Annotated in this window: 21 protein-coding genes; 3 read left to right on the forward strand and 18 right to left on the reverse strand. The window is 66.4% G+C overall.

Annotated elements, in window-relative coordinates:
• Positions 1 to 127: 127 nt before the first annotated feature.
• The 10 genes from ptsP to U5805_RS11775 all read right to left on the reverse strand — a co-directional run bounded on the left by ptsP (position 128) and on the right by U5805_RS11775 (position 11,458).
• On the reverse strand, positions 128 to 2,746 hold the full coding sequence (gene ptsP, locus U5805_RS11730; RefSeq protein ID WP_415914577.1) for a phosphoenolpyruvate--protein phosphotransferase: 2,619 nt from the start codon (positions 2,744 to 2,746) through the stop codon (positions 128 to 130).
• 12 nt (positions 2,747 to 2,758) lie between these two features.
• Positions 2,759 to 3,778: an SIS domain-containing protein gene (locus U5805_RS11735; protein WP_322103778.1), complete on the reverse strand. Its 1,020-nt coding sequence runs from the start codon at positions 3,776 to 3,778 to the stop codon at positions 2,759 to 2,761.
• The gene (gene nagA, locus U5805_RS11740; protein ID WP_322103644.1) at positions 3,771 to 4,874 is read right to left on the reverse strand and encodes an N-acetylglucosamine-6-phosphate deacetylase; all 1,104 of its coding nucleotides are present in this window, start codon (positions 4,872 to 4,874) and stop codon (positions 3,771 to 3,773) included. The genes U5805_RS11735 and nagA overlap by 8 nt, the downstream gene beginning before the upstream one ends.
• A gap of 85 nt (positions 4,875 to 4,959) precedes the next feature.
• Entirely contained in the window at positions 4,960 to 5,694 is a 735-nt protein-coding gene (locus U5805_RS11745; protein ID WP_322103645.1) for a GntR family transcriptional regulator, read from the reverse strand.
• Between the two features lie 567 nt (positions 5,695 to 6,261).
• The gene (locus tag U5805_RS11750; RefSeq protein WP_322103646.1) at positions 6,262 to 7,074 is read right to left on the reverse strand and encodes a MetQ/NlpA family ABC transporter substrate-binding protein; all 813 of its coding nucleotides are present in this window, start codon (positions 7,072 to 7,074) and stop codon (positions 6,262 to 6,264) included.
• 191 nt (positions 7,075 to 7,265) lie between these two features.
• Positions 7,266 to 7,934 carry an SCO family protein gene (locus U5805_RS11755; protein ID WP_415914580.1) on the reverse strand — a complete coding sequence of 223 codons (669 nt, stop codon included), beginning with the start codon at positions 7,932 to 7,934 and terminating at the stop codon, positions 7,266 to 7,268.
• A 28-nt stretch (positions 7,935 to 7,962) separates the two neighbouring features.
• Positions 7,963 to 8,868, reverse strand: coding sequence for a heme o synthase (cyoE, locus tag U5805_RS11760; RefSeq protein ID WP_322103647.1), 906 nt, complete (start codon positions 8,866 to 8,868; stop codon positions 7,963 to 7,965).
• 9 nt (positions 8,869 to 8,877) lie between these two features.
• Positions 8,878 to 9,987 carry a COX15/CtaA family protein gene (locus U5805_RS11765; protein ID WP_322103648.1) on the reverse strand — a complete coding sequence of 370 codons (1,110 nt, stop codon included), beginning with the start codon at positions 9,985 to 9,987 and terminating at the stop codon, positions 8,878 to 8,880.
• Positions 9,988 to 10,024: 37 nt separating this feature from the next.
• Positions 10,025 to 10,630: a cytochrome C oxidase subunit I gene (locus U5805_RS11770; protein ID WP_322103649.1), complete on the reverse strand. Its 606-nt coding sequence runs from the start codon at positions 10,628 to 10,630 to the stop codon at positions 10,025 to 10,027.
• A gap of 66 nt (positions 10,631 to 10,696) precedes the next feature.
• Positions 10,697 to 11,458: an SURF1 family protein gene (locus U5805_RS11775; protein ID WP_322103650.1), complete on the reverse strand. Its 762-nt coding sequence runs from the start codon at positions 11,456 to 11,458 to the stop codon at positions 10,697 to 10,699.
• 105 nt (positions 11,459 to 11,563) lie between these two features.
• Here U5805_RS11775 and U5805_RS11780 point away from each other — a divergent pair, with 105 nt between their 5' ends.
• A complete protein-coding gene (locus U5805_RS11780) occupies positions 11,564 to 11,773 on the forward strand; it encodes a twin transmembrane helix small protein (RefSeq protein WP_028201826.1) in 210 nt (69 codons plus the stop codon).
• A 124-nt stretch (positions 11,774 to 11,897) separates the two neighbouring features.
• On the opposite strand, the gene U5805_RS11785 is transcribed toward U5805_RS11780, so the two are convergent.
• From U5805_RS11785 to U5805_RS11820, 8 genes are all read right to left on the reverse strand, one after another.
• A complete protein-coding gene (locus U5805_RS11785) occupies positions 11,898 to 12,755 on the reverse strand; it encodes a cytochrome c oxidase subunit 3 (RefSeq protein ID WP_322103651.1) in 858 nt (285 codons plus the stop codon).
• 133 nt (positions 12,756 to 12,888) lie between these two features.
• Positions 12,889 to 13,110: a DUF2970 domain-containing protein gene (locus tag U5805_RS11790; RefSeq protein WP_322103652.1), complete on the reverse strand. Its 222-nt coding sequence runs from the start codon at positions 13,108 to 13,110 to the stop codon at positions 12,889 to 12,891.
• A 49-nt stretch (positions 13,111 to 13,159) separates the two neighbouring features.
• Positions 13,160 to 13,741, reverse strand: a complete 582-nt coding sequence (locus U5805_RS11795; protein ID WP_322103653.1) for a cytochrome c oxidase assembly protein — start codon at positions 13,739 to 13,741, stop codon at positions 13,160 to 13,162.
• Positions 13,742 to 13,771: 30 nt separating this feature from the next.
• On the reverse strand, positions 13,772 to 13,930 hold the full coding sequence (locus U5805_RS11800; RefSeq protein WP_415914581.1) for a cytochrome oxidase small assembly protein: 159 nt from the start codon (positions 13,928 to 13,930) through the stop codon (positions 13,772 to 13,774).
• Between the two features lie 8 nt (positions 13,931 to 13,938).
• The gene (ctaD, locus tag U5805_RS11805; RefSeq protein WP_322103655.1) at positions 13,939 to 15,552 is read right to left on the reverse strand and encodes a cytochrome c oxidase subunit I; all 1,614 of its coding nucleotides are present in this window, start codon (positions 15,550 to 15,552) and stop codon (positions 13,939 to 13,941) included.
• 247 nt (positions 15,553 to 15,799) lie between these two features.
• Entirely contained in the window at positions 15,800 to 17,467 is a 1,668-nt protein-coding gene (coxB, locus tag U5805_RS11810; RefSeq protein WP_322103656.1) for a cytochrome c oxidase subunit II, read from the reverse strand.
• Positions 17,468 to 17,604: 137 nt separating this feature from the next.
• The gene (locus tag U5805_RS11815) at positions 17,605 to 18,081 is read right to left on the reverse strand and encodes a DUF2244 domain-containing protein (RefSeq protein ID WP_322103657.1); all 477 of its coding nucleotides are present in this window, start codon (positions 18,079 to 18,081) and stop codon (positions 17,605 to 17,607) included.
• 251 nt (positions 18,082 to 18,332) lie between these two features.
• Positions 18,333 to 19,310 carry a methyltransferase domain-containing protein gene (locus tag U5805_RS11820; RefSeq protein ID WP_322103658.1) on the reverse strand — a complete coding sequence of 326 codons (978 nt, stop codon included), beginning with the start codon at positions 19,308 to 19,310 and terminating at the stop codon, positions 18,333 to 18,335.
• Positions 19,311 to 19,582: 272 nt separating this feature from the next.
• Between U5805_RS11820 and U5805_RS11825 the strand changes: the two genes are divergently transcribed.
• The gene (locus U5805_RS11825) at positions 19,583 to 20,305 is read left to right on the forward strand and encodes a ComF family protein (RefSeq protein WP_415914582.1); all 723 of its coding nucleotides are present in this window, start codon (positions 19,583 to 19,585) and stop codon (positions 20,303 to 20,305) included.
• Positions 20,306 to 20,367: 62 nt separating this feature from the next.
• Complete coding sequence (trmL, locus tag U5805_RS11830; protein ID WP_322103659.1) at positions 20,368 to 20,838, forward strand: tRNA (uridine(34)/cytosine(34)/5-carboxymethylaminomethyluridine(34)-2'-O)-methyltransferase TrmL; 471 nt, start codon at positions 20,368 to 20,370, stop codon at positions 20,836 to 20,838.
• Positions 20,839 to 20,851 lie beyond the last annotated feature (13 nt).

Genomic DNA, 20,851 nt, shown 5'->3' on the forward strand with positions numbered 1-20,851 from the left:
ACGTGTAGACGTATTGCGGTGGTGAGGAATCCCGCGCGCGATCGCTGCGCGCGCGGGCTTGCGGTGAAAATCGTTGACTGCGTTGTTAAGGATTGCCGAACAGCGACGCGCGCTTACGGGCGCGGCCTCAATCGAGCGGCCAGGTCGCGGCGCTCGCCATGCGCACCGCTTGCGCCGATTCCAGCGCGAGTGCGTTCTGCGCGCGCGCGCGGCATTCGTTGTAATCGAGCTTGCGCACGCGTGCCTTGATCGACGGCACGGAAACCGGATCGACCGAGAGTTCGCTCACGCCCAGACCCACGAGCAGCGGCACCGCGAGCGGATCGCCCGCGAGCGCGCCGCACACGCCCACCCACTTGCCGTGCTGGTTCGCGCCTTCGACCGCCGCCGCGACGAGGCGCAGCACGGCCGGATGCAGCCCGTCGGCCTGCGCCGCGAGATCGGGCTGGCAGCGGTCCATCGCAAGCGTGTACTGCGTGAGATCGTTGGTGCCGATCGAGAGGAAATCGGCGTGGCGCGCGAGCTGATCGGCCAGCAGCGCCGCGGACGGCACTTCGATCATCACGCCCACTTCGATGCGCTCGGTGCGGCCCGCCTCGCGCGCGAACAGGTCGATGCGCTCGCGCAGACGCACGAGTTCGCCCACGTCCGTCACCATCGGCAACAGAATGCGCACCTTGCCGGTGGGCTGCACGGCGAGCAGGCCGCGCAACTGATCGTCGAGCAGATCGGGGCGCACCTGCGCGAGCCGGATGCCGCGCAGTCCCAGCGCCGGGTTCGGTTCGGGCGGCAGCGTCAGATAATCGACTTCCTTGTCGGCGCCCACGTCGAGCGTGCGGATGATCGCCGTGCGCCCCTTGAGCGCGTCGACGATCGCCTGATAGCTCTGGCGATGCTCGTCCACGTTCGGCGCGGCCTGGCGATGGATGAACATGAGTTCGGTGCGCAGGAGGCCCACGGCGTCGGCGCCGTTTTCCACGGCCGTCACGGCGTCGTCGAGCGTCGCGATGTTGGCCGCGATTTCGACGGTACGGCCGTCGCGCGTGGATGCCGTTTCGTGCGAGCTGCGGCGGTTCGCTTCGCGCAGGCCCGCGAGACGCAGTTTTTCGCTGCGCGCGCGTTCGATGTCCTGCGCGCTCGGCGCATAGGCGAAACGGCCCGCGCCCGCGTCCACGACGACCTGGGTGCCTTCGGCCACCGACTTGAGCGCGTCGCCCAGCGCGACCAGCGCCGGAATGCCGGCCTGGCGCGCGATGATCGCCGCGTGCGAGGTCGCGCCGCCGCGCGCCATCACGAGCGCCGTCACGCGCGAGCGATCGAGCGAGGCGAGGTCGGACGGCGTGAATTCGTCGGCGGCGAGCACGGCTTCGTCGGGCAGCACGCGCGCGGCCGTGTTCGACAAACCGAGCGCGCGCAGCACGCGCTTTTCCAGATCGCGCAGGTCGGCGGCGCGTTCCGCGAGCAGCGGATCGTCGACCTTGCCGAGCACGGCGATCTGCGCGCGAATCGCCTCGCGCCACGCGAAACCGGCGCTCTTGCCAAGGCTGATCGCGTCGCGCGCCGCGTCCACCAGCGCGGGATCTTCGAGCAGCACGCGGTGCATCGTGAAGATGCCCGCCTCGCCGATCGCGCCGCGTTGCGAGGCAGTGCGCACGCTGTGATCGAGTTCCGCGTCGATGGCGGCAAGCGCGCGGTCGAGCGCGCGGCTTTCCGCAGCCGGCGTGCCGCTCGCGGCCTCCGCCGGCGTCAGCTCGGCTTCGTCCCAGCGCACCAGCGTGCCCACCGCCACGCCCGGCGCCGCGCACACTCCCGCGAGCACGCCCGTTTCGGCCGCAGCCGCAGTCGCAGCCGCGACCGATGCCGCCGATGCCGCCGATGCCGATGCAGGCGCCGGCGATTGCGTGCGCGCCGGCGCTTCGTGCGCTTCGCCCGCCGCTTCGCGCAGCAGTTCGTTCGCGACGGCGTTCACGGCGCGTTCGGCTTCCCTGCCGATGCCGACGAGTTCGATGGTCGCGCCCTCGCCCGCGCCAAGGCCGAGCAAACCGACCACGCTTTCGATGGCCGCCTTGCGCTCGCCGTAGCGCACCTCGACGCGCGCGTCGATGCCGCGCACGGCTTCGCGCGCCCGCGCGGCGGGCCGTGCGTGCAGACCGCCCGCATGCGCGAGCGTGATCGTGCGGCGCACTTCGTTGGCGACGAATTCGTGCTCGGGAATCGCGCCGGGCACGACGCCGTCGCGCGGGCGCAGCACGAGCAGCGTGCTCGCGCCCGCTTCCACATGACCCGCGCCCGCGCGCTCGATCACTTCGAACGCGTCGGAATTGGCGATCGCCACGACCGAGACGAGACTGGGCGCGCGGCACGCCACGACGTCGAGATCGAATTCGATCAGCGTGTCGCCGCGGCGCACCTGCGCGCCTTGCGCGACCCTGGCCGTGAAGCCTTCGCCGTTGAGTTCGACGGTGTCGATGCCGACGTGTACGAGCACTTGCGCGCCTTCGGCCGTTTGCAGCGTCACGGCGTGACCCGTGCGTGCGAGATGCATGACGATGCCATCGCACGGCGCCACGAGCTTGCCGACGAGCGGATCGACGCCGATGCCGTCGCCGAACATGCCTCCGGCAAACACGGGATCGGGCACCGACGCGAGCGGCACGACCGGCCCGGTGAACGGCGAAACCAGCGCGACGCGAGCCTCTGCGGGCTTGAGCGGTTCCATCAGGCGGGACTCCACGATGCGTTCCATCTGCTTTCCAATCTAGTGGGTTTCGGTGACTTTGTTCAGGTAGCGCGGCTCGTCGGGGTTACGGCCGCGCGCGGCGGCCAAACTCGCGGCCATGACGTAGAACGAAAGAATCGCCGCGATCGGGTCGAGCGCCGTGTCGGCGGTGGCGGCCAGCGGCAGCGTCACGTCGGCGACGTCGGCGGCGATATCGGCCGGCGCGGCGAGCAGCACGCGCGCGCCGCGCTGCTTCATGTCGCGCGCGAGATCGACGAGACCCGCCTGCTCCGGCCCGCGCGGCGCGAATACGAGCAGCGGATAGTCGCGGCCGATCAGCTCCATCGGGCCGTGACGCACTTCGGCGCTCGAAAACGCCTCGGCCTGGATGCCCGAGGTTTCCTTGAGCTTGAGCGCGGCTTCCTGCGCGATGGCGAGGCCCGCGCCGCGGCCGATCACGATCATCTGCTTGACGTCGCGCAGTTCGCCGACGGCTTTCGACCAGTCGAGCTTGCCCGCCGCTTCGAGCGCCTCGGGCAGCGCGCGCACGGCGTCGAGCAGCCTGGCGTCGCGCTGCCAGAGCGCGACGAGCTGCGCCGACATCGCGAGCATCGCGATATAGCTTTTGGTGGCGGCCACGCTGAGTTCGGGACCGGCGACGAGCGGCAGTTCGGTGCCGGCGGCCTCGGCCAGCGGCGAATTCGCCACGTTGACCATCGCGGCCGTGAGCGCGCCCGCCTCGCGCAGCGCCTTGATCGTCTCGACGAGATCAGGACTCCTGCCCGATTGGGAGAAAGCGAGGGCGAACTGGCCGCGCACGCGTAACGGCGCCTGCTGGAGCGTGGCGATCGACATCGGCAGCGAAGCCACCGGCACGCCGACGCGGCTCATGGTTAGTGCTGCGAAATAACTCGCGGCGTGGTCCGAGCTGCCGCGCGCGACGGTCAGCGCGACGTGGCGCGGCTCGGCTTGCAGCGCCTGCGCGAGCGCCTCGACGCGCGAGGTGTCCGCGAGTTGCGCGGCGACGACGCTGGACGAGGCCAGCGCTTCGTTAAGCATATTCGACAATCGATTCTCCTTCGACGTAGGTCGCGGTAAGCGCCAGATCGCGGTCGAACACGTTGACATCGGCCCACGCGCCGCGCGCGAGGCGGCCCCGGTCTTCGATGCCCAGATAGTCGGCCGCGTAGCGCGACAGGCGCGCGGAAACGTCCGCGATCGGCAAGCCGAGCGAGACGAGATTGCGCAGCGCCTGGTCCATGGTGAGCGTGCTGCCCGCGAGCGTGCCGTCGGCGAGGCGCACGCCGCCGAGGCACTTGGTCACGTGCTGGCTGCCGAGGCGGTACTCGCCGTCGGGCATGCCGGTGGCCGACGTGCTGTCCGTGACCACGTAGAGGCGCGGAATCGCGCGCAGCGCGGCGCGGATCGCGCCCGGATGCACGTGCAGCAGGTCGGGAATGATTTCGGCGTATTCGGCATGCGCGAGCGCCGCGCCGACCACGCCGGGATTGCGATGATGCAGCGGCGACATCGCGTTGAAGAGGTGCGTGAAGCCGCACGCGCCGTGCTTGAGCGCGGTCACGGCGTCGTCGTAGGTCGCGAGCGTGTGGCCGATCTGCACGCGCACGCCGCGCGCCGCCATTTCGCCGATGATCTCGATATGGCCCGCGATTTCGGGCGCCACGGTCACTACGCGAATGGGCGCGATCGACAGGTACTTGAGCACTTCGTCGAGCACCGCGGAGACGGCCGCGTCGGGCTGCGCGCCGAGCTTGCCCGGATTGATGTACGGCCCCTCGAGATGCACGCCCAGCACGCGCGCGCCGCCCGGCGTGCGGTTGCGCGCCACGCCGCCGAGACCTTCGACCACGTGCATCAGTTCGTCGCGCGGCGCGGTCATGGTGGTGGCGAGCAGGCTCGTGGTGCCGTAGCGCGCGTGCGTGCGCGCGATGGTCTCGATGGCGTCGCCCGCTTCCATCACGTCGGCGCCGCCGCCGCCGTGAACGTGCAGGTCGATGAAGCCGGGAATAAGGTACGGCGCGTCGTTCTTCGCCGGATCGGCGGCCTCGCCCTCGATCGACGTGATGCGACCGTTCTCGAACGACAGCGTGCCGTGAATCCAGCCGTCAGGGGTGAGAATGTTTCCGCTCAGCATGAGATATTTCCCGTAATGCGCTTGGCGCAGTAAGACGTTTCGGTAACGTGCGTGAGAGAGATCTGAGTCAATTGCGTTCCCGCGCTCACTGGCGCAGCTCCGCGACGAAGTCGTAATAACCGTCGCGGCAATAGGTGTCGGTCAGCTCGATGGCGCGCTGATCGGCGGAAAACCCCACGCGCGTGATCACGAGCAGCGCCGCGCGCGGCTCGACGCCCATCAGCGAAGCGATCTCGCCCGTCGCGTTGACGGCGCGAAAATGCTGCAAGGCGCGCACCACGGGCACGCGATGCTGTTCGAGATACGCATACAGCGACCCGTCGATGGCGCCCGGTTCCGGCACGATCGACACGGGCAGCGCCGAATGCTCGACCGCCATCACGGTGCCGTCGGCGCGGCGCAGGCGGCGCAGGCTCGCGACCGAGGCGCCCGGCGAAAGGCCGAGTTGCACGATTTCCTCGCGGCGCGCGGGGCGCACTTCGCGCTCGAGCCACACCGAGTCGGGCGTGAAACCGCGCTGCTCCATCTTCTTCGTGAAGCCGGTGAGCCGCGAGAGCGGATCTTCCACGCGCGGCGTGATGAAGCTGCCCGCGCCGCGCGCCCGCCGGATCAGGCCTTGTTCGACGAGCAGTTCGATCGCCTTGCGCGCCGTGATGCGCGACACGCCGATGGCGTCCGAAAGTGTGCGCTCGGAAGGCAGCGCCTCGCCGGCCGACCACACGCCGCAGTGAATGGCCGTGGCAAGGTTGCGCGCCAGCTGCAAGTAGAGCGGCGTCACGTTGCGCGCATCGGGCATCAGGGCAGACCAACGGGTTTCCATGGAGTCAGCGCCAGCGGTTGGACGATCGTGGGGGGCCGGACGGCGTGCCGTGCGTGCAGCGCGCGTTCATCCGATGATTCCGGGCCGGTGGTTGCCGGTCCGGTTCAAAAGCGAGCCCATTATATAACCACAATAAGACCAGTCAACCTGCGGCTTGCCGCGATCTGCACTTAGAAAAATAGTCGATAAATCAGCGAGTTGCTCGTAAAAATAAAGCGCCGCGGGCGGGGAATCCGGCATCGGGATTTACCCTGGAAAGCACTGCCGGCGCCTCGAACAGGCCGAAAGTGGGCTCCCCAAATGGGCTTATGGCCGTACACGGCAGGACCACCGTAGGACCGGCATAAGACCAGCGCATCAAACCGAATGGGCAGAATAACGCGCGGGCGCGCGGCCTCCCTAACGTCTCAATTGCGCGCCGTCAAAGTCCCGCGCCAAAAGCCGCGAATTCGACGTTTTCCCACAAAGCCATCGGAAACTTGCGCGCGCGTAGGAAAAAACCATAAAAAAACGCCGCGGCTTGCGCCACGGCGTTGTCGTCTACGGCCTGTCTTGGGCGCGCGTCGCTTAGAACGACGGCACCATCGAGCCCTTGAACTGGCTCTTGATGAACTGGCGCACGTCCTCCGACTGGTAGGCGGCCACCAGCTTCTTGACCCACGGCTTGTCCTTGTCCTGCGTGCGCACGGCGATCACGTTCGCGTAAGGGCTGCGGATGTCCTCCAGCGCGATGGCGTCCTTGGTCGGCTGCAACCCGGCGGCGAGCGCGTAGTTCGTGTTGATGACGGCGGCGTCCACGTCGGCGAGCGAGCGCGGCAGTTGGGCGGCGTCGAGTTCGACGAACTTGATCTTCTTCGGGTTTTCGGCGACGTCGAGCGGCGTGGCGTTGCTGCCGTTCGTGCCCGCGCCCGCGCGCAGCTTGATCACGCCCTTCGATTGCAGCAGCAGGAACGCGCGGTTTTCGTTCGACGGATCGTTCGGCACCGCGACCTTCGCGCCTTGCGCCAGATCGTTCACCGACTTGAGCTTCTTCGAATACACGCCGATCGGCGAGATGTAGGTGAGGCCCACGCTCTGGATCTTGTAGCCGCGCTGCTTGATCTGGCTATCGAGATACGGCTGGTGCTGGAAGCTGTTGGCGTCGAGGTCGCCGGCGTCGAGCGCGGCGTTCGGCTGCACGTAGTCGTTGAATTCGATGACCTTGACGTTCAGGCCTTCGCGCTTCGCGACCTTCTGGACCACGGCCCAGACTTGCGCGTCGGGGCCGGAAACGGTGCCGACCTTGATGACCTGGTCGTCGGCGCGGGCGCCGAAGCTGGCCGCGAGCGTGGTGGCCGCGAAGCCGGCGAGGAGAGCTTTAATCAGATTTCTGCGCTGCATGGAGGTGGTGTTCCAACGTGTGTTTGTTGTTGCGCCGGGGCGATGGCATCGTGTGCCGTCTGCCGGACGGTATAAATCGTCTCATATGACGGCGGCGCCTGGAAATAATGAAATCGCATACTGGTATGCCGTGCGGACGTAAAAAAGCGCGCCTCGCGGGCGCGCTTTTGCGCTGACGCCAGAAGGCGCGCTCAGGAATTCACGCCGAGCAGGATCTTGAGATCGTGGACCCACGGCGTCACGCCCTGCCCGTCGCGCGCGAACAGGCGCAGCTTGCCGCTCGGGTCGAACACGTAGCTGGCCGCCGTGTGATCCATCGTGTAGTTGTCGGGCGACGTGCCGGGCACCTTCGCGTAGTAGACACGGAAGTCCTTCGTCACCTGCTTGAGTTGCGCCTCGTTGGCGGGGCGCAGCGCGAGGAAGCTGGGGTTGAACGCCGCGACGTACTGGCTCAGGATCTGCGCGCTGTCGCGGTCGGGGTCGACGGTCACGAACAGCACCTGCACGCGTTTCGCGTTTTCGGGGCCGATTTGCTCGAGCGCCTGCGAAAGCTCGGCCATCGTGGTCGGGCAAACGTCGGGGCAATGCGTGTAGCCGAAGAACAGGACGACGACCTTGTCCTTGAAGTCGGCGAGCGTGCGCGTCTTGCCGTTGGTGTCGGGCAGCGCGAAGTCCTTGCCGAACTGCGTGTTGCCGGTGATGTCGAGATTCGAGAACGACGGCGGCTGCTGGCCGCAGCCTTGCAGCGCGAGCGCGCCGCTCACGGCGAGCAGCGCCATCAGCGAAACGAACGCGGCGCGCGCATGACGAGAAAAACGCGAAGCCGCGCGCGAAGCAAAATGCGCGGCAATACGCGCCATGAGCGCAAGCGAGCGAGCGGCCATGGCGTTACGCGGCGATGATCGCATGCACGTAATGGTCCACGAGCAGCGCGACGAACAGGATCGACAGATAAACGATCGAGTAACGGAAGGTCTTGCGTGCGAGCGCGTCGGAATATTCGAGGTAGATCTTCCACGCGTAGGCGAGAAACACGGCGCCCAGCAGCACGGCGGCGGCAAGGTAAAGCAGCCCGCTCATGCCCGAGATGTACGGCATCAGCGTGACGCAGAACAGAATGACCGTGTAGAGCAGGATGTGCAGGCGCGTGTACTTCTCGCCGTGCGTGTTGGGCAGCATCGGCAGGCCGGCAGCCTCGTAGTCCTTGCGGCGATACAGCGCGAGCGCCCAGAAATGCGGCGGCGTCCATACGAAGATGATCAGCACGAGAATCCACGCGTCGCCGGGCACGTGCCCCGTGACGGCCGCCCAGCCGAGCGCCGGCGGCATGGCGCCCGAAGCGCCGCCGATCACGATGTTCTGCGGCGTGGCCGGCTTGAGCAGCAGCGTGTAGATGATCGCGTAGCCGATGAACGTGGCGACGGTGAGCCACATCGTGAGCGGGTTTGTGAACGTGTAGAGCACCCACATGCCCAGGCCGCCGATCACGGCCGAGAACAGCAGGATCTGGCGGCTCGTGATTTCGCCGCGCGCCGAGGGGCGCCAGGCGGTGCGGCGCATGCGCGCGTCCACTTTCTGCTCGACGAGGCAGTTGATCGCGAAGGCCGCGCCGGCCGTCAGCCAGATGCCGACCGTGCCGCCGATGAGCTGCTTCCACGGGACCATGCCCGGCACGGCCAGGAACATGCCGATGACGGCGCAAAACACGGCCAGTTGCGTGACGCGGGGCTTGGTGAGCGCGAGATATTGGGAAATCCGGCTGCCGGGCGTCTGGGAGAGAGTTGTGCTTTCCATGGGGCGGGATCACACCGCGGCGGTGTCGCGCGCGGGGAGAAAGGCGCGGCCGGGGCGGTTACAGGCAATTCGAAAGTTTAGCACGACGATCAAAAGCAGCAGGATCGCCGCGCCACCGTTGTGGGCGACTGCAACAGGCAGCGGCCACTGAAGCACGATATTGGAAAGTCCTGTCAGAAACTGAAGGGCAATCACGATGATGACCCAGTTGGCGGGACGTCGCAGTGAGGCATAGCGCCGCATTTGGAAAGCGAACCACAACAGATAGGCGATCACCACGAACGCGAACGTGCGGTGCGTCCAGTGAATCGCCACCAGCGCGTCCTGCGTGATGACGTCGCCGTTGCCGTCCATGCCGAGCGCGCGCCAGAGGTGAAAGCCGTGCCGGAAGTCCATCGGCGGAATCCATGCGCCGTTGCAGGTCGGGAAGTCGGTGCAGGCGAGCACCGCGTAGTTCGTGCTCACCCAGCCGCCCAGCGCGATCTGCACGACGAGCAGCGCGAGCGCGGCCAGCGCCGCCGCACGCCAGCGCGCGACTTCCGGCTCGAACGCGGGCAGCGGCGTGATGCGCGCCGCGAGCCACGCGAGCGTGCCGAGCAGCGTGAGGCCGAGCAGCAGGTGCGTGGTGACGATCACGGGTTGCAGCTTCATCGTGACCGTCCATGCGCCGAACACGCCTTGCACGACGATCAGCCCGAGCAGCGCCGTGGGCCACCACGGCGAGACGTGCAGCGGCCAGCGCTTGAGGCGCGCGCGCCAGGCGATCGCCATCTGCGCGATGATCAGCACGCCGATCGCCATGGCGAAATAGCGGTGGATCATCTCGATCCACGCCTTCGACATGCTCACGGGACCGCTCGGCATGGCGAGGTGCGCGGCCGCGATCTGCGCGTGCGCGATGAACGGCGACGAGGTGCCGTAGCAGCCCGGCCAGTCCGGGCAGCCGAGCCCCGAGTCGGTGAGACGCGTGAAACCGCCGAACATCACGAGGTCGAGCGTCATGAAGGTCGTGAGCCACACGAGCTTGCGAAACTTGTTGTCGTCCGCCTTGACCCAGACCCAGGACAACGGCAGCAACGCGATGCAAAGGCCGATCAGGCCCAGCTCCAGGATAAACATCTTGCTTACTCTTTTCTGTCAGACAGCGCTGCGCACCTTAACCGATTCGCGACCACTTGAGGAGTTTTGTGACGTCTTGCTTGATCTTTGACGGATCGGCGTGCGCGGGAAAACGCATCATCAGATTGCCGTTCGGATCGACCAGGTAAATGTGATCGGTGTCCTGCGTCGTGTCCGTCGCGGGCAGCCATTGCGCGAGCGCGGCCGGGTCTGCGCGCAGCATGCGCGTGTCCGCGTAGGCGCCCCGGATTTTTTCGGGCACGGGCGCGGCGTCGGTGCGCAGCCAGACCGTGACGATGCGCTCGCGTTCCGGCCCTTGTGTGGCGCGCACCTGGCGCATGAAGTAGAGCTTCGTCGCGCACGCCTCGCCGCAGGCGCCGCCGTCCGCCGAAATCATCAGCCAGCGTCCGCGCAGCGAGGCGAGCGGCGCGGCGCGGCCGTCGTCGCCCGTCACCATGAGCGCCGCGGGAATCGGGCGCTGCGGCTCGATGAGCGCGCCGTAGCTCGTGGTGCCGCCCTTCGGCTTGATGACGTAGTACGTGAAGTACGAAATGGCGATGGGCGCGCCGCAGATCAGCATGATGAGCACGAGCGTCCAGCGGCCGCGCCGGCGCGCGCCCTGGCTACGCGGCGAGGAAGGCATGGGCGCGGAAGCTCGGGGGGAAGAGGAATGCGTCGACACGTTCAGGAGACCTCACATCTGTCGCTTTCAGTTGTCCATGTGCCCGTTCAGCGTCGGGCGCGGGTTCGGCTCGTCGGTGTGCGCTTTTGTCGCAGCCTTGCGGGCCGCGTAGAGCCCGAAAACCAGCGCGGCCAGCGCCATGCCCCACCACTGAAGCATGTAGCCGTAATTGCGCTCGACATCAGTACTGGGCACCGGCCAGTCGCGCACGAGCCCATCCTTGAAGGCGGGCGCGAAGCCGGTTTGCTGGATCACGAACGGTTGCAGCGGCAACCCGGTTTCCGCTGCGTAGGAAGCGACGCCGAGATTCTGCCGTATCTTCTGATGCGCCGCAGAGCCGTTCGCACCCAGCTCGAACGCGCGCGAGGCGTCCGCGCGCGCAATGCCTTCCACCGTGACCGGCCCGGCGGGCGTTTCGTAGGGCGCAATCGTCGTGCGGTCCATCATGTTGCGCGGCAACCAGCCGCGGTTCACGAGCACGTAGCCGCCGCCTTCGAGTTCAAGCGGCATCACCACGTAAAAGCCGGGCTGATCGTTATAGGGACGATTGTCGAGATACACCGCGCGCCCGGGCAAAAACGTGCCGGTCGCGCGCACGCGATGAAACTGAACGTCCTTGAGCGCGAGCGGCGCGGCGCCCACCGTTTGCGGCGGCGATGCTTCGTACTGCGTAATCTGCGTCTGCAACGCTTCCTTCTGATGGGCGCGGTCGCGCTGCCAGAAGCCCAGGCGGATCGTCACGGCCATCACGACGAGGATGAGCAGCGCGGGAACGAGACGAATCTTCATTAGGTACGTCCGATGCGGCACATAGCGACGATCGAGCCCCGCGTCACGCGGCGCGGTGCCATAATGCGACAGGCGTTTTCAGGCATGCCAAATTCCGTGAACTTCATGCACATACTCGTCCCCGTGGCGTTCGCGCTGATCATCGCCAGCATGATCTCGGCGCTCTACTTCATGATGCACGACCGCGGGCGCACGAAGCGAATGGTCTGGTCGCTCGCCACGCGCGTGGGCCTGTCCATCTCGCTCTTTCTCTTCATCCTCTTCGCGCACTGGATGGGCTGGATTCAGTCGACCGGCATTCCGTACGGGCGCTGAGCCGCGCCGCTCGATCCGCGCAAATGACAAGGCGCCGTGCCGACGCAGTCGGGCGGCGCCTCGTCTTTTCGCCGCGCGGGTTTCGCCGCACGGCAAGGCGCCGCGCGCGCGGCGCGCATCGACATCACAGCCAGTACACGACGACATACAAACCGAGCCACACCACGTCCACGAAGTGCCAGTACCACGCGGCGCCTTCGAACGCGAAATGATGATCGGGCGTGAAGTGGCCGCGAATCAGCCGGATCAGCACGACGGTGAGCATCGTCCCGCCGAGAAACACGTGAAAGCCGTGAAAGCCCGTGAGCAAAAAGAACGTCGATCCATAGACACCCGAAGCGAGCGTGAGGTTCAGTTCGCCGTAAGCGTGGATGTACTCGAACGCCTGGAGAAACAGAAAGCAGACGCCCAGCACGATGGTCGCCGCAAGCCAGGCAATGGCCTTCCTTCGGTGATCGTCGCGCAACGCGTGGTGCGAGACGGTCAGCGTCGCGCCCGACGAAAGCAGCAGCGCCGTGTTGATGGTCGGCACCGGCCACGGCGTCATGGAGCGGAAGTGCGAGACGAGTTCCGCCGGTCCCGTGTTCGGCCACACGGCGCTGAAGTCCGGCCAGATCAGCTTGTAGTCGAGGCTGCCGAGCTGGTGCAGCGCGATCGCGCGCGCGTAGAACAGCGCGCCGAAGAACGCGCCGAAGAACATCACCTCGGAGAAGATGAACCAGCTCATGCTCCACCGGTACGAGACGTCGACGCGCTTGCCGTACATTCCGCCTTCGGATTCGGAAATCGCGTCGCCGAACCAGTGCCATAGCGTGAACAGCAGCCACAGCAGACCGATGACGACGCCGATGGGCGCCCACGATTCGCCGTTGAGCCACGACGCGAGCGACGAGAGCATGACCAGAAGGCCGATGGCCGCGCTGATCGGATGCCGCGACGGATGCGGAACGAAGTAGTACGGGCTTTCGTTTTGACCGCTCATGCCTGATTCTCCAGTTTCCAGTTGCCTCGGCCGCTTTCCGCCGCCTTCGTTATTCAGTTGTCCTTCCGTTGCCCTGAAGCCGCTTGACCGTCAGTCATCCTGAAGATCGAGCCGCTCTGCTTCATGCTCTGCTTCATCCCACCACCGCGTGTACGATCAACAGCAGCACGACGATGAACAGCGCCGCGCCCACGATGCCCGCGACGATCAAATGCACGGGATGCAACTGCGCGGCGTCCGCTTCGAGATCGGCGCGTTTTCGCACGCCCAGAAACGACCACGCCACCGCCTTCATCACTTGCAGCACGCCGCCCTTCTTCGGTTGCGGCCGCCCTGCCTCGCCTTCGTCGCTCATCTCGGCTCCACGCCTCATGCCAGCCGGCTCATGCGGGCCGGATCATCGGTCACGCGCCCGCCGCCTGCTTCGGCGCTTTCGCCGCGGCCGGCGCGTTCAGCTCGAAGAACGTGTACGACAGCGTGATCGTCTTCACGTCCTTCGGCAGTTTCGGGTCGATGACGAACACCACCGGCATGCGCTTCGTTTCGTTCGGCCGCAAGGTCTGCTGCGTGAAGCAGAAGCACTGGATCTTGCGGAAATATTCGGTTGCCTGCTTCGGCGCGTAGCTCGGAATGGCCTGCGCGTCGATCGTGCGTCCTTCGTTGTTCGAAATGTCGTACATCACCGTCATGACTTCGCCCGGATGCACGTCGAGGCTCGACTGCTCCGGCCTGAAACCGAGCAGGCCGCGCGCGTTCGCGTCGAACTCCACCGAGACCGTGCGCGTCATGTCCACCTGCGTGTTGCGCGCCTCGGCCTCGGTGGCGTCGCGCTGCACGAGATTGTTGATGCCCGTGATCTGGCAGATCGCGCGATACATCGGCACGAGCGCAAAGCCGAAGCCAAACATCAGCAATGACACGACGACGAGCTTGATGAGCATCGCCCGGTTGAAGGCGCGGTCGCTATGCGCGTGCTGCGTGGACATCGGACTTCCTTTACGGTTCTCGCGCTCCCTTCAATGCGCGGTGAAATACACCTGATGCACGATGGCCGCCGCGAAGAATCCGGCCACGACCACCAGCAGGACGAGACCGATCCGCCGGTTGCCCGCGCGGATTTGCTCGCGCGTGCGCCGCCGGGGCGGCGTTCCTTTCTGCGTTTGCCTGGGCGTCAATGCGCGGCTCACTCGACGGTCGGCGGATTTTCGAACGTATGGAACGGCGCCGGGCTCGGCACGGTCCACTCGAGACCCGTCGCGCCGTCCCACGGTTTGTCGCTCGCCTTTTCAAGCTCGCCGCCGCCGCGATACACGGGCAGCGCCACCGCGAACAGGAAGTAGACCTGCGAAAGCCCGAAGCCGAACGCGCCGATCGTGATCACCTGGTTCCAGTCGGTGAATTGCGCCGGATAGTCCGCGTAACGGCGCGGCATGCCCGCAAGCCCGACGAAGTGCATCGGCAGGAACGCGAGGTTGAAGAACACGAGCGAACACCAGAAGTGGATCTTGCCGCGCATCTCGTTGTACATCCAGCCGGTCCATTTTGGCGACCAGTAGTACCACCCGGAAAACAGCGCGAACAACGACCCCGCCACCAGCACGTAATGGAAGTGCGCGACCACGAAGTAGGTGCCGTGATACTGGATGTCGAGCGGCGCCATCGCGAGCATCAGGCCGGAAAGGCCGCCGAACGTGAACACGATCAGAAAGCCCACGGCCCACAGCATGGGCGTTTCGAAGGTGAGCGAGCCGCGCCACATGGTGGCGACCCAGTTGAACACCTTCACGCCGGTGGGCACGGCGATCAGCATGGTCGCGTACATGAAGAACAACTGGCCCGTGACCGGCATGCCGGTGGCGAACATGTGGTGCGCCCACACCATGAACGAGAGAATCGCGATGGACGCCGTGGCGTACACCATCGAGCTATACCCGAACAGCGGCTTGCGCGAGAACGCCGGAATCACCTGCGAGACGATCCCGAACGCCGGCAGGATCATGATGTAGACCTCGGGATGGCCGAAGAACCAGAAGATGTGCTGGTACATGACCGGGTCGCCGCCGCCCGCCGCGTTGAAGAAGCTCGTGCCGAAGTGGCGGTCGAACAGCAGCATGGTGATCGCGCCCGCGAGCACCGGCATCACGGCGATCAGCAGATACGCGGTGATGAGCCAGGTCCACGCGAACATCGGCATCTTCATGAGCGTCATGCCGGGCGCGCGCATGTTGAGAATGGTCACGACGATATTGATGCCGCCCATGATCGACGAAGCGCCCATGATGTGTACCGCGAAGATCGCGAAGTCCATGCCGGGGCCCATCTGCGTGGAAAGCGGCGCGTAGAGCGTCCAGCCCGCCGCCGTCGCGCCGCCGGGCGCGAAGAACGAACCGACCAGCAGCACGGCCGCGGCCGGCAGCAGCCAGAAGCTGAAGTTGTTCATGCGCGCGAACGCCATGTCCGACGCGCCGATCTGCAACGGCACCATCCAGTTCGCGAACCCCACGAACGCCGGCATGATCGCGCCGAACACCATGATGAGGCCGTGCATGGTGGTGAGCTGGTTGAAGAACTCGGGCCGCATGATTTGCAGCCCCGGCTCGAACAGCTCCGCGCGAATGCCGAGCGCCATCACGCCGCCCGAAAGGAACATCACGAACGAGAAGATCAGATACAGCGTTCCGATGTCCTTGTGATTGGTCGCGAGCAGCCAGCGCCGCCAGCCGTGGGGCGTGGCGTGCGCGTGGTCGTCGTGTTCGTGACCGTGCCCGCCCGCTACATCGTGTCCGAGGGTCGACATGACTTAATCTCCTGTCGATCGCAGTTGGCGTTCGAGCGCCCGACCGCGATCCCATTAATTTCCAAAGCGTTGAGCTTTGCGTCTCTGACTGCAGCGTTTGACTGCTTGTTCTGTACTTGTGCAGCGCCTGTACTACGGTTTTCCGCGTGCCGACTTCCTGCGCCTTGCGCGTATTTCCACGTATTTCCGGCGCGTTTTGCAGCACCGCGCCCACGTCATTCGATGTCCCGCCCTCGCCTCGCGCGGCTCAAGCCGCCGGGCTGATTTCCACGCGGCGCGCTTCCCTCGCGTCCGTGCCGCCCGTGATCGCCTGCGGCTTCTTGAGGACGATGCGATCCTCGGCAATGCCGGCCGCCTTCAGCGCGTCGCGCACGGCTTGCGCGCGGCGCTTCGCCAGGTCGGCGTTCGCGGCGGCTTTGCCGCTCGCGTCGGTATAGCCCGAAAGCGAAAATTTGGCGTCCGGGTGGGCTTTCGCGTAGCCGGCGGCGGCCTGGACCGCGTTGTTCGCGTCGGCGGGCAGCGTGGCCTTGCCGACTTCGAAGTACACGCTCGCCGGTAACGCGGCCGCGCTTTGCGCCGCGCCGGAGGCTGCGCCCGCGCCGCTCGCCGCGTCCGTGCCCGATGCCGCACCGCTCGCGCCCGCCGCGCCGCTGGCCGCATTCGCGGCGGCGCCGCTCGCCTGATCCGCACCGCCCGCTCCTGCCGCCGCCGTGGCCGTGCCGCCGCCTTCGGGCATCTTGCCGTTGCGCGCGTCGGCGACCTGACGCGGTTGCAGCACGTCGCCCGTGTGGTTGCCCCACGAATTGCGCTCGTAGGTGATGACGGAGGCAATTTCCACGTCGTTCAGCGTGGGCGCCCACGAAGGCATCGCGTTCTTGCCGTGCAGCACGATGCTCACGTGTTCCGCGATCGGGCCGTTGGCGACCTTGCTGCCGTCGAGCGCCGGGAACGCGCCCGCGCCCTTGCCGGTCGGCTGGTGGCACACCGCGCAGTTCGACAGGTAGACTTTCTCCCCGCGCTCCTTGAGTTCCGCGAGCGTGTAGGTCTTGTTCGGATCGTCGGCCGCGGCGGCGAGCTTGGCCTTTTGCGTTTGCACCCACTTCGCATAGTCGTCGTCGGAGAGCACTTCGACCACGACCGGCATATAGGCATGCTCCTTGCCGCACAACTCCGTGCAGAAGCCGCGATAGGTGCCGGTCTTGTCCGCCTTGAACCACGTGTCGCGCACGAAGCCCGGAATCGCGTCCTGCTTCACGCCGAACGCGGGCACGTACCACGAATGCACCACGTCGTTGGCCGTGGTGATGATGCGAATCTTCTTGTTGACCGGCACGACGAGCGGGTTGTCCACTTCCTGGAGATACGTGTCGGTGATAGGCGCCTCGCCGTTCACCTCGGCGCGCGGCGTGGTGAGCGTCGACAGAAAGCTGATGCCCTCGCCGGGCCCCTTCACGTAGTCGTAGCCCCATTTCCATTGATAACCCGTGACCTTCACGGTGAGATCGGCGTTCGAGGTGTCCTTCATCGCGACGACGGCCTTGGTGGCCGGCAACGCCATCAGCACGACGATCACGAACGGCACGATCGTCCAGATGATTTCGACCGTGGTGCTTTCGTGGAAGTGCGCCGCCTGGTGGCCCTTCGACTTGCGGTGCGCAAAGATCGAATAGAACATGACGCCGAATACGCCGATGAAAATCACCGTGCACAGGATCAGCATCATCGTATGGAGGCTGTAGAGCTCTTCGGCGATGCGCGTGACGGGCGGCTGGAGATTGATCTCGTTGACCGCGGGGCCGCCTGGGCTGTCTCCGACCGCGAGTGCCGCGCCGGCGACGAGGAATCCGCTGCACGCCAGCACGCCCATGAGGGCTCGCTTGATTGTTTTCATAGCTTCCTTACCCATAATTTCCATTCAAACCCTCGGCCCCGCAGGAAGGTTTTGCAACCAGGGCGCCCCCTGGGACGCATGCGCCGCGCATCGGCTCGACGCACGCATTCATTCGATGAGCGCGCAACCGCCCTTGCGCGCCGCAAGGAAAACGCTGCGGCTCAACCCGCGCGCGCGAGCCACGTGCGCAGTTCCCGCGCGAACTGCGCACGCCGATAGTGCGGCAGATGCAACCCGACAGCGACCGCCTGGCCGCGGGACACGAGACGCACCGGGTCGCGTGGGGTCGCGCCCGGCTCGACCCGGACCCAGCGGGGATTGAATTCGAACTGGGTGAGCGCGTTGGCGCTCATCTGCTCGATCACCAGCCGGTTCGGATAAAGCCTGATACGTTCGTAATCGACAGCATGACGCGCATACAAGACAAATGCGCCGCCCGTTACCAACAGATCGATACCGGTAAACGGCATAACCAGCCAGGCGCCGTGGATCAACAGCAGAACGGCGATCGCGATGGAGACCAGCGCCAGCGAAACATAGAAGAACACGAATTGCCTGGGCGAAACCGAACAGTTGCGCTTCATGAGCCAGTCCTGGAGGACCGGCTCCGGGCTCGTCAGCAGATCAGACGCCTGCATCGTTCGCTTCCCCCACTGCAACATCCTCAGACTATCGCCGCGCCGCGCCTTGCACAACTGCGGGCAGATACGGATTTTGGGGACCCTTCCGCGTCGCGACCAGCGCATTATAGGCGCGATCCCCAGGCCCTTCAAGCAAGCCGCAATCCGCCGCAAACCCAATACCGGCGCGGTTTTCAGCGTTTTTTCAAGACAAATTCGAAGGCTTTTCCGCCGCTAATCTCAGGCATAACGAAAGCCCCCTTATTACGTCACCGATTCCTTGCCGGACCGCGCCCGATGTCTTCGACACGCACGATGCCGTGCCCCTGCGCCGTCGTGCGCGGCACGGCTTTCCACGCGTGACCGTAGATGATCTCGAAGGTCAGCGGGATCGTGCCCGCATGCGGCCCCTCGCTCGCGCGGCGCGCCTCGAGCGCGGCCAGCAGCGCGCGGTGGCGCCGCCGCGAACCGGCGATGGTAGCGTCCTCGCGCTCGAATGGGTATGCGCCCCAACGGCGCACGTCGGCGAGCAGCTTTTCCGGCGTCGGGTAAGTCACGGTCAGCGTTTCCTGGTCCATCACCGGAATTTCGAAGCCGTTTTCGACGAGCATGTCGCCGAGATCGTGCATGTCGACGAAATCGACCACGTGCGCGCGCGTGCTCACGCCGTGCGCGGCCTCGACTTCGGCGAACGCGCCGCGCAGTTGCTTGAGCGTGTCGGGGCCGAGCGTGCTGAACATCAGCAGGCCGTTGACCTTGAGCACGCGCTGCCATTCGCCGAACACGAGGTCCGGGCGCGGATGCCAGTGCAGCGCGAGATTCGACCAGAGCAATTCGAACGCGCCGTGCGCGAACGGCAATTCGGCGAAATCGGCTTGCGCAAACCGCGGGCCGCGCGCGCCGAGCGCACGCCCGACCGAAGCGGGCAGAAAGCGGCGCCAGCTCGTGTCGCCGGCATCTTGCGCGCGCGCGCGTTGCAACATGGCGAGGGAGAGGTCGGCGCCGAATACCGGCGCCTCGGGAAAACGCTGACGCAAGGCGGGCAGGTCGTTGCCCGCGCCGCAGCCGATATCGAGCACGCTCGCGGGATTCACCTTGATGTATTCGAGGCGCTCGCGCATGCGGTCGGCGATTTCGCGCGGCAGGAAAGCGACCTCGTCGAAAGCCGCCGCGCGGCGATCGAAAACGCGCCGCAAATGCCGGGTGTCATAGCCCGGACGGCCAGTTCTTGCGGGAGTCGGGGACATGTCGGTCGTATTGGCGAAGTCTGCGAAGTATACTCGCTCACTCCCATCCTTTCAGTTGAACGAGCCCGCGCACGGGCCGCCTCTCGATGCCGCCGCCCATTTCGCCCGACCCCGCGCTTCATGGCGACGCAAAACGCCACGCACTGTGTGACGCACCACGCGACGCAAAAAGCACGACGCCGCTTTCATCGGCCTTCGCGCGGCTTACGCGCGCCGGCCGGCAAGCGCGCCCGCAATGGCCCCGGCGCGCGCAGCGCTTCGTCCGCCGCCTGCTGCCGCTGGTGCTGCCCAACCGGTGTTCATTATGCGGCAATTTGTCGCGAGCCTCGTTCTGCGTGTCCTGCGACGCCGCGTACTGGAACGAGCCGCGCTTGCGTTGCACCGTGTGCGCCGTGCCGCTCGCGCATGCGCCCGGCGCAATGCGTGAATCCGGCGCGGCGCGTTATCAATGCAGCGCGTGTAGGCAAGCGCCGCCCGCGTTCGACGCCACGCTCGCGCTCGCCGACTATCGCGCGCCGCTCGATCTGCTTGCGCGCGGCCTCAAGTTTCGCGCGCATCTCGCGCTCGGCGAAGAATTCGCACGGCGTCTCGCGCTTGCGGCGCAAGACGCCTTCGATGCGCACGGCACGCCCGACCTCGTCGTGCCGGTGCCGCTTTCGCGCGAGCGGCTGATCGAGCGCGGCTACAACCAGGCGTGGGAAATCGCGCGGCCGCTCGCGCAGCGCCTGAACGCGCGCGCCGACGCCACGCTCGTGCGCCGCGTGCTGCACACCGCGCCGCAGTCGAAACTCGATCGCGACACGCGCCGCCGCAACGTGGGCCGCGCGTTTGCGCTGGCGCCCGCGCGCTCGTGCGCGCTGCACGGCGCGCACGTCGGCGTGGTCGACGACGTGATGACTTCGGGCGCCACGCTCGACGCGCTCGCGCACGCACTCAAGGCCGCGGGCGCGCGGCGCGTGACCAACTTCGTCGCGCTGCGCACGCCGAAGGACTGAACGCCGCGGCTCCGTCTTTGTCCGCATCAATCTGCCTACACGATTCAGAGAGTTTCATCGCCATGTTCAACGTCGTTCTCGTCGAACCGGAAATCCCGCCGAACACCGGCAACGTGATTCGCCTTTGCGCGAATACGGGCGCGCGCCTGCATCTGATCGAGCCGCTCGGCTTTCCGCTCGACGACGCGAAATTGCGCCGCGCCGGCCTCGACTACCACGAGTACGCGCAAATGCAGGTGCATCGCGACTGGGATGCCTTTCTCGCCGCCGAAACGCCCGACGCCTCGCGCATGTTCGCGTTCACCACGCGCGGCTCGGGCCGTTTTCATGCGCACGCGTTCGCGCCCGGCGACTGGTTCGTGTTCGGCGCGGAAACGCGCGGCCTGCCCGACGCCGTGCTCGACCGTTTCGCGAACGAGCAGCGCGTGCGCCTGCCGATGCGGCCGGGCAACCGCAGCCTCAACCTCTCCAATACGGTGGCCGTGGTGGTGTTCGAGGCGTGGCGCCAGGCGGGCTTCGAAGGCGGCGAATAAGGCGGCAAGTAAG

The organism is Paraburkholderia sp. J41 (assembly GCF_905220235.1).
Classification (GTDB): Bacteria; Pseudomonadota; Gammaproteobacteria; order Burkholderiales; family Burkholderiaceae; genus Paraburkholderia.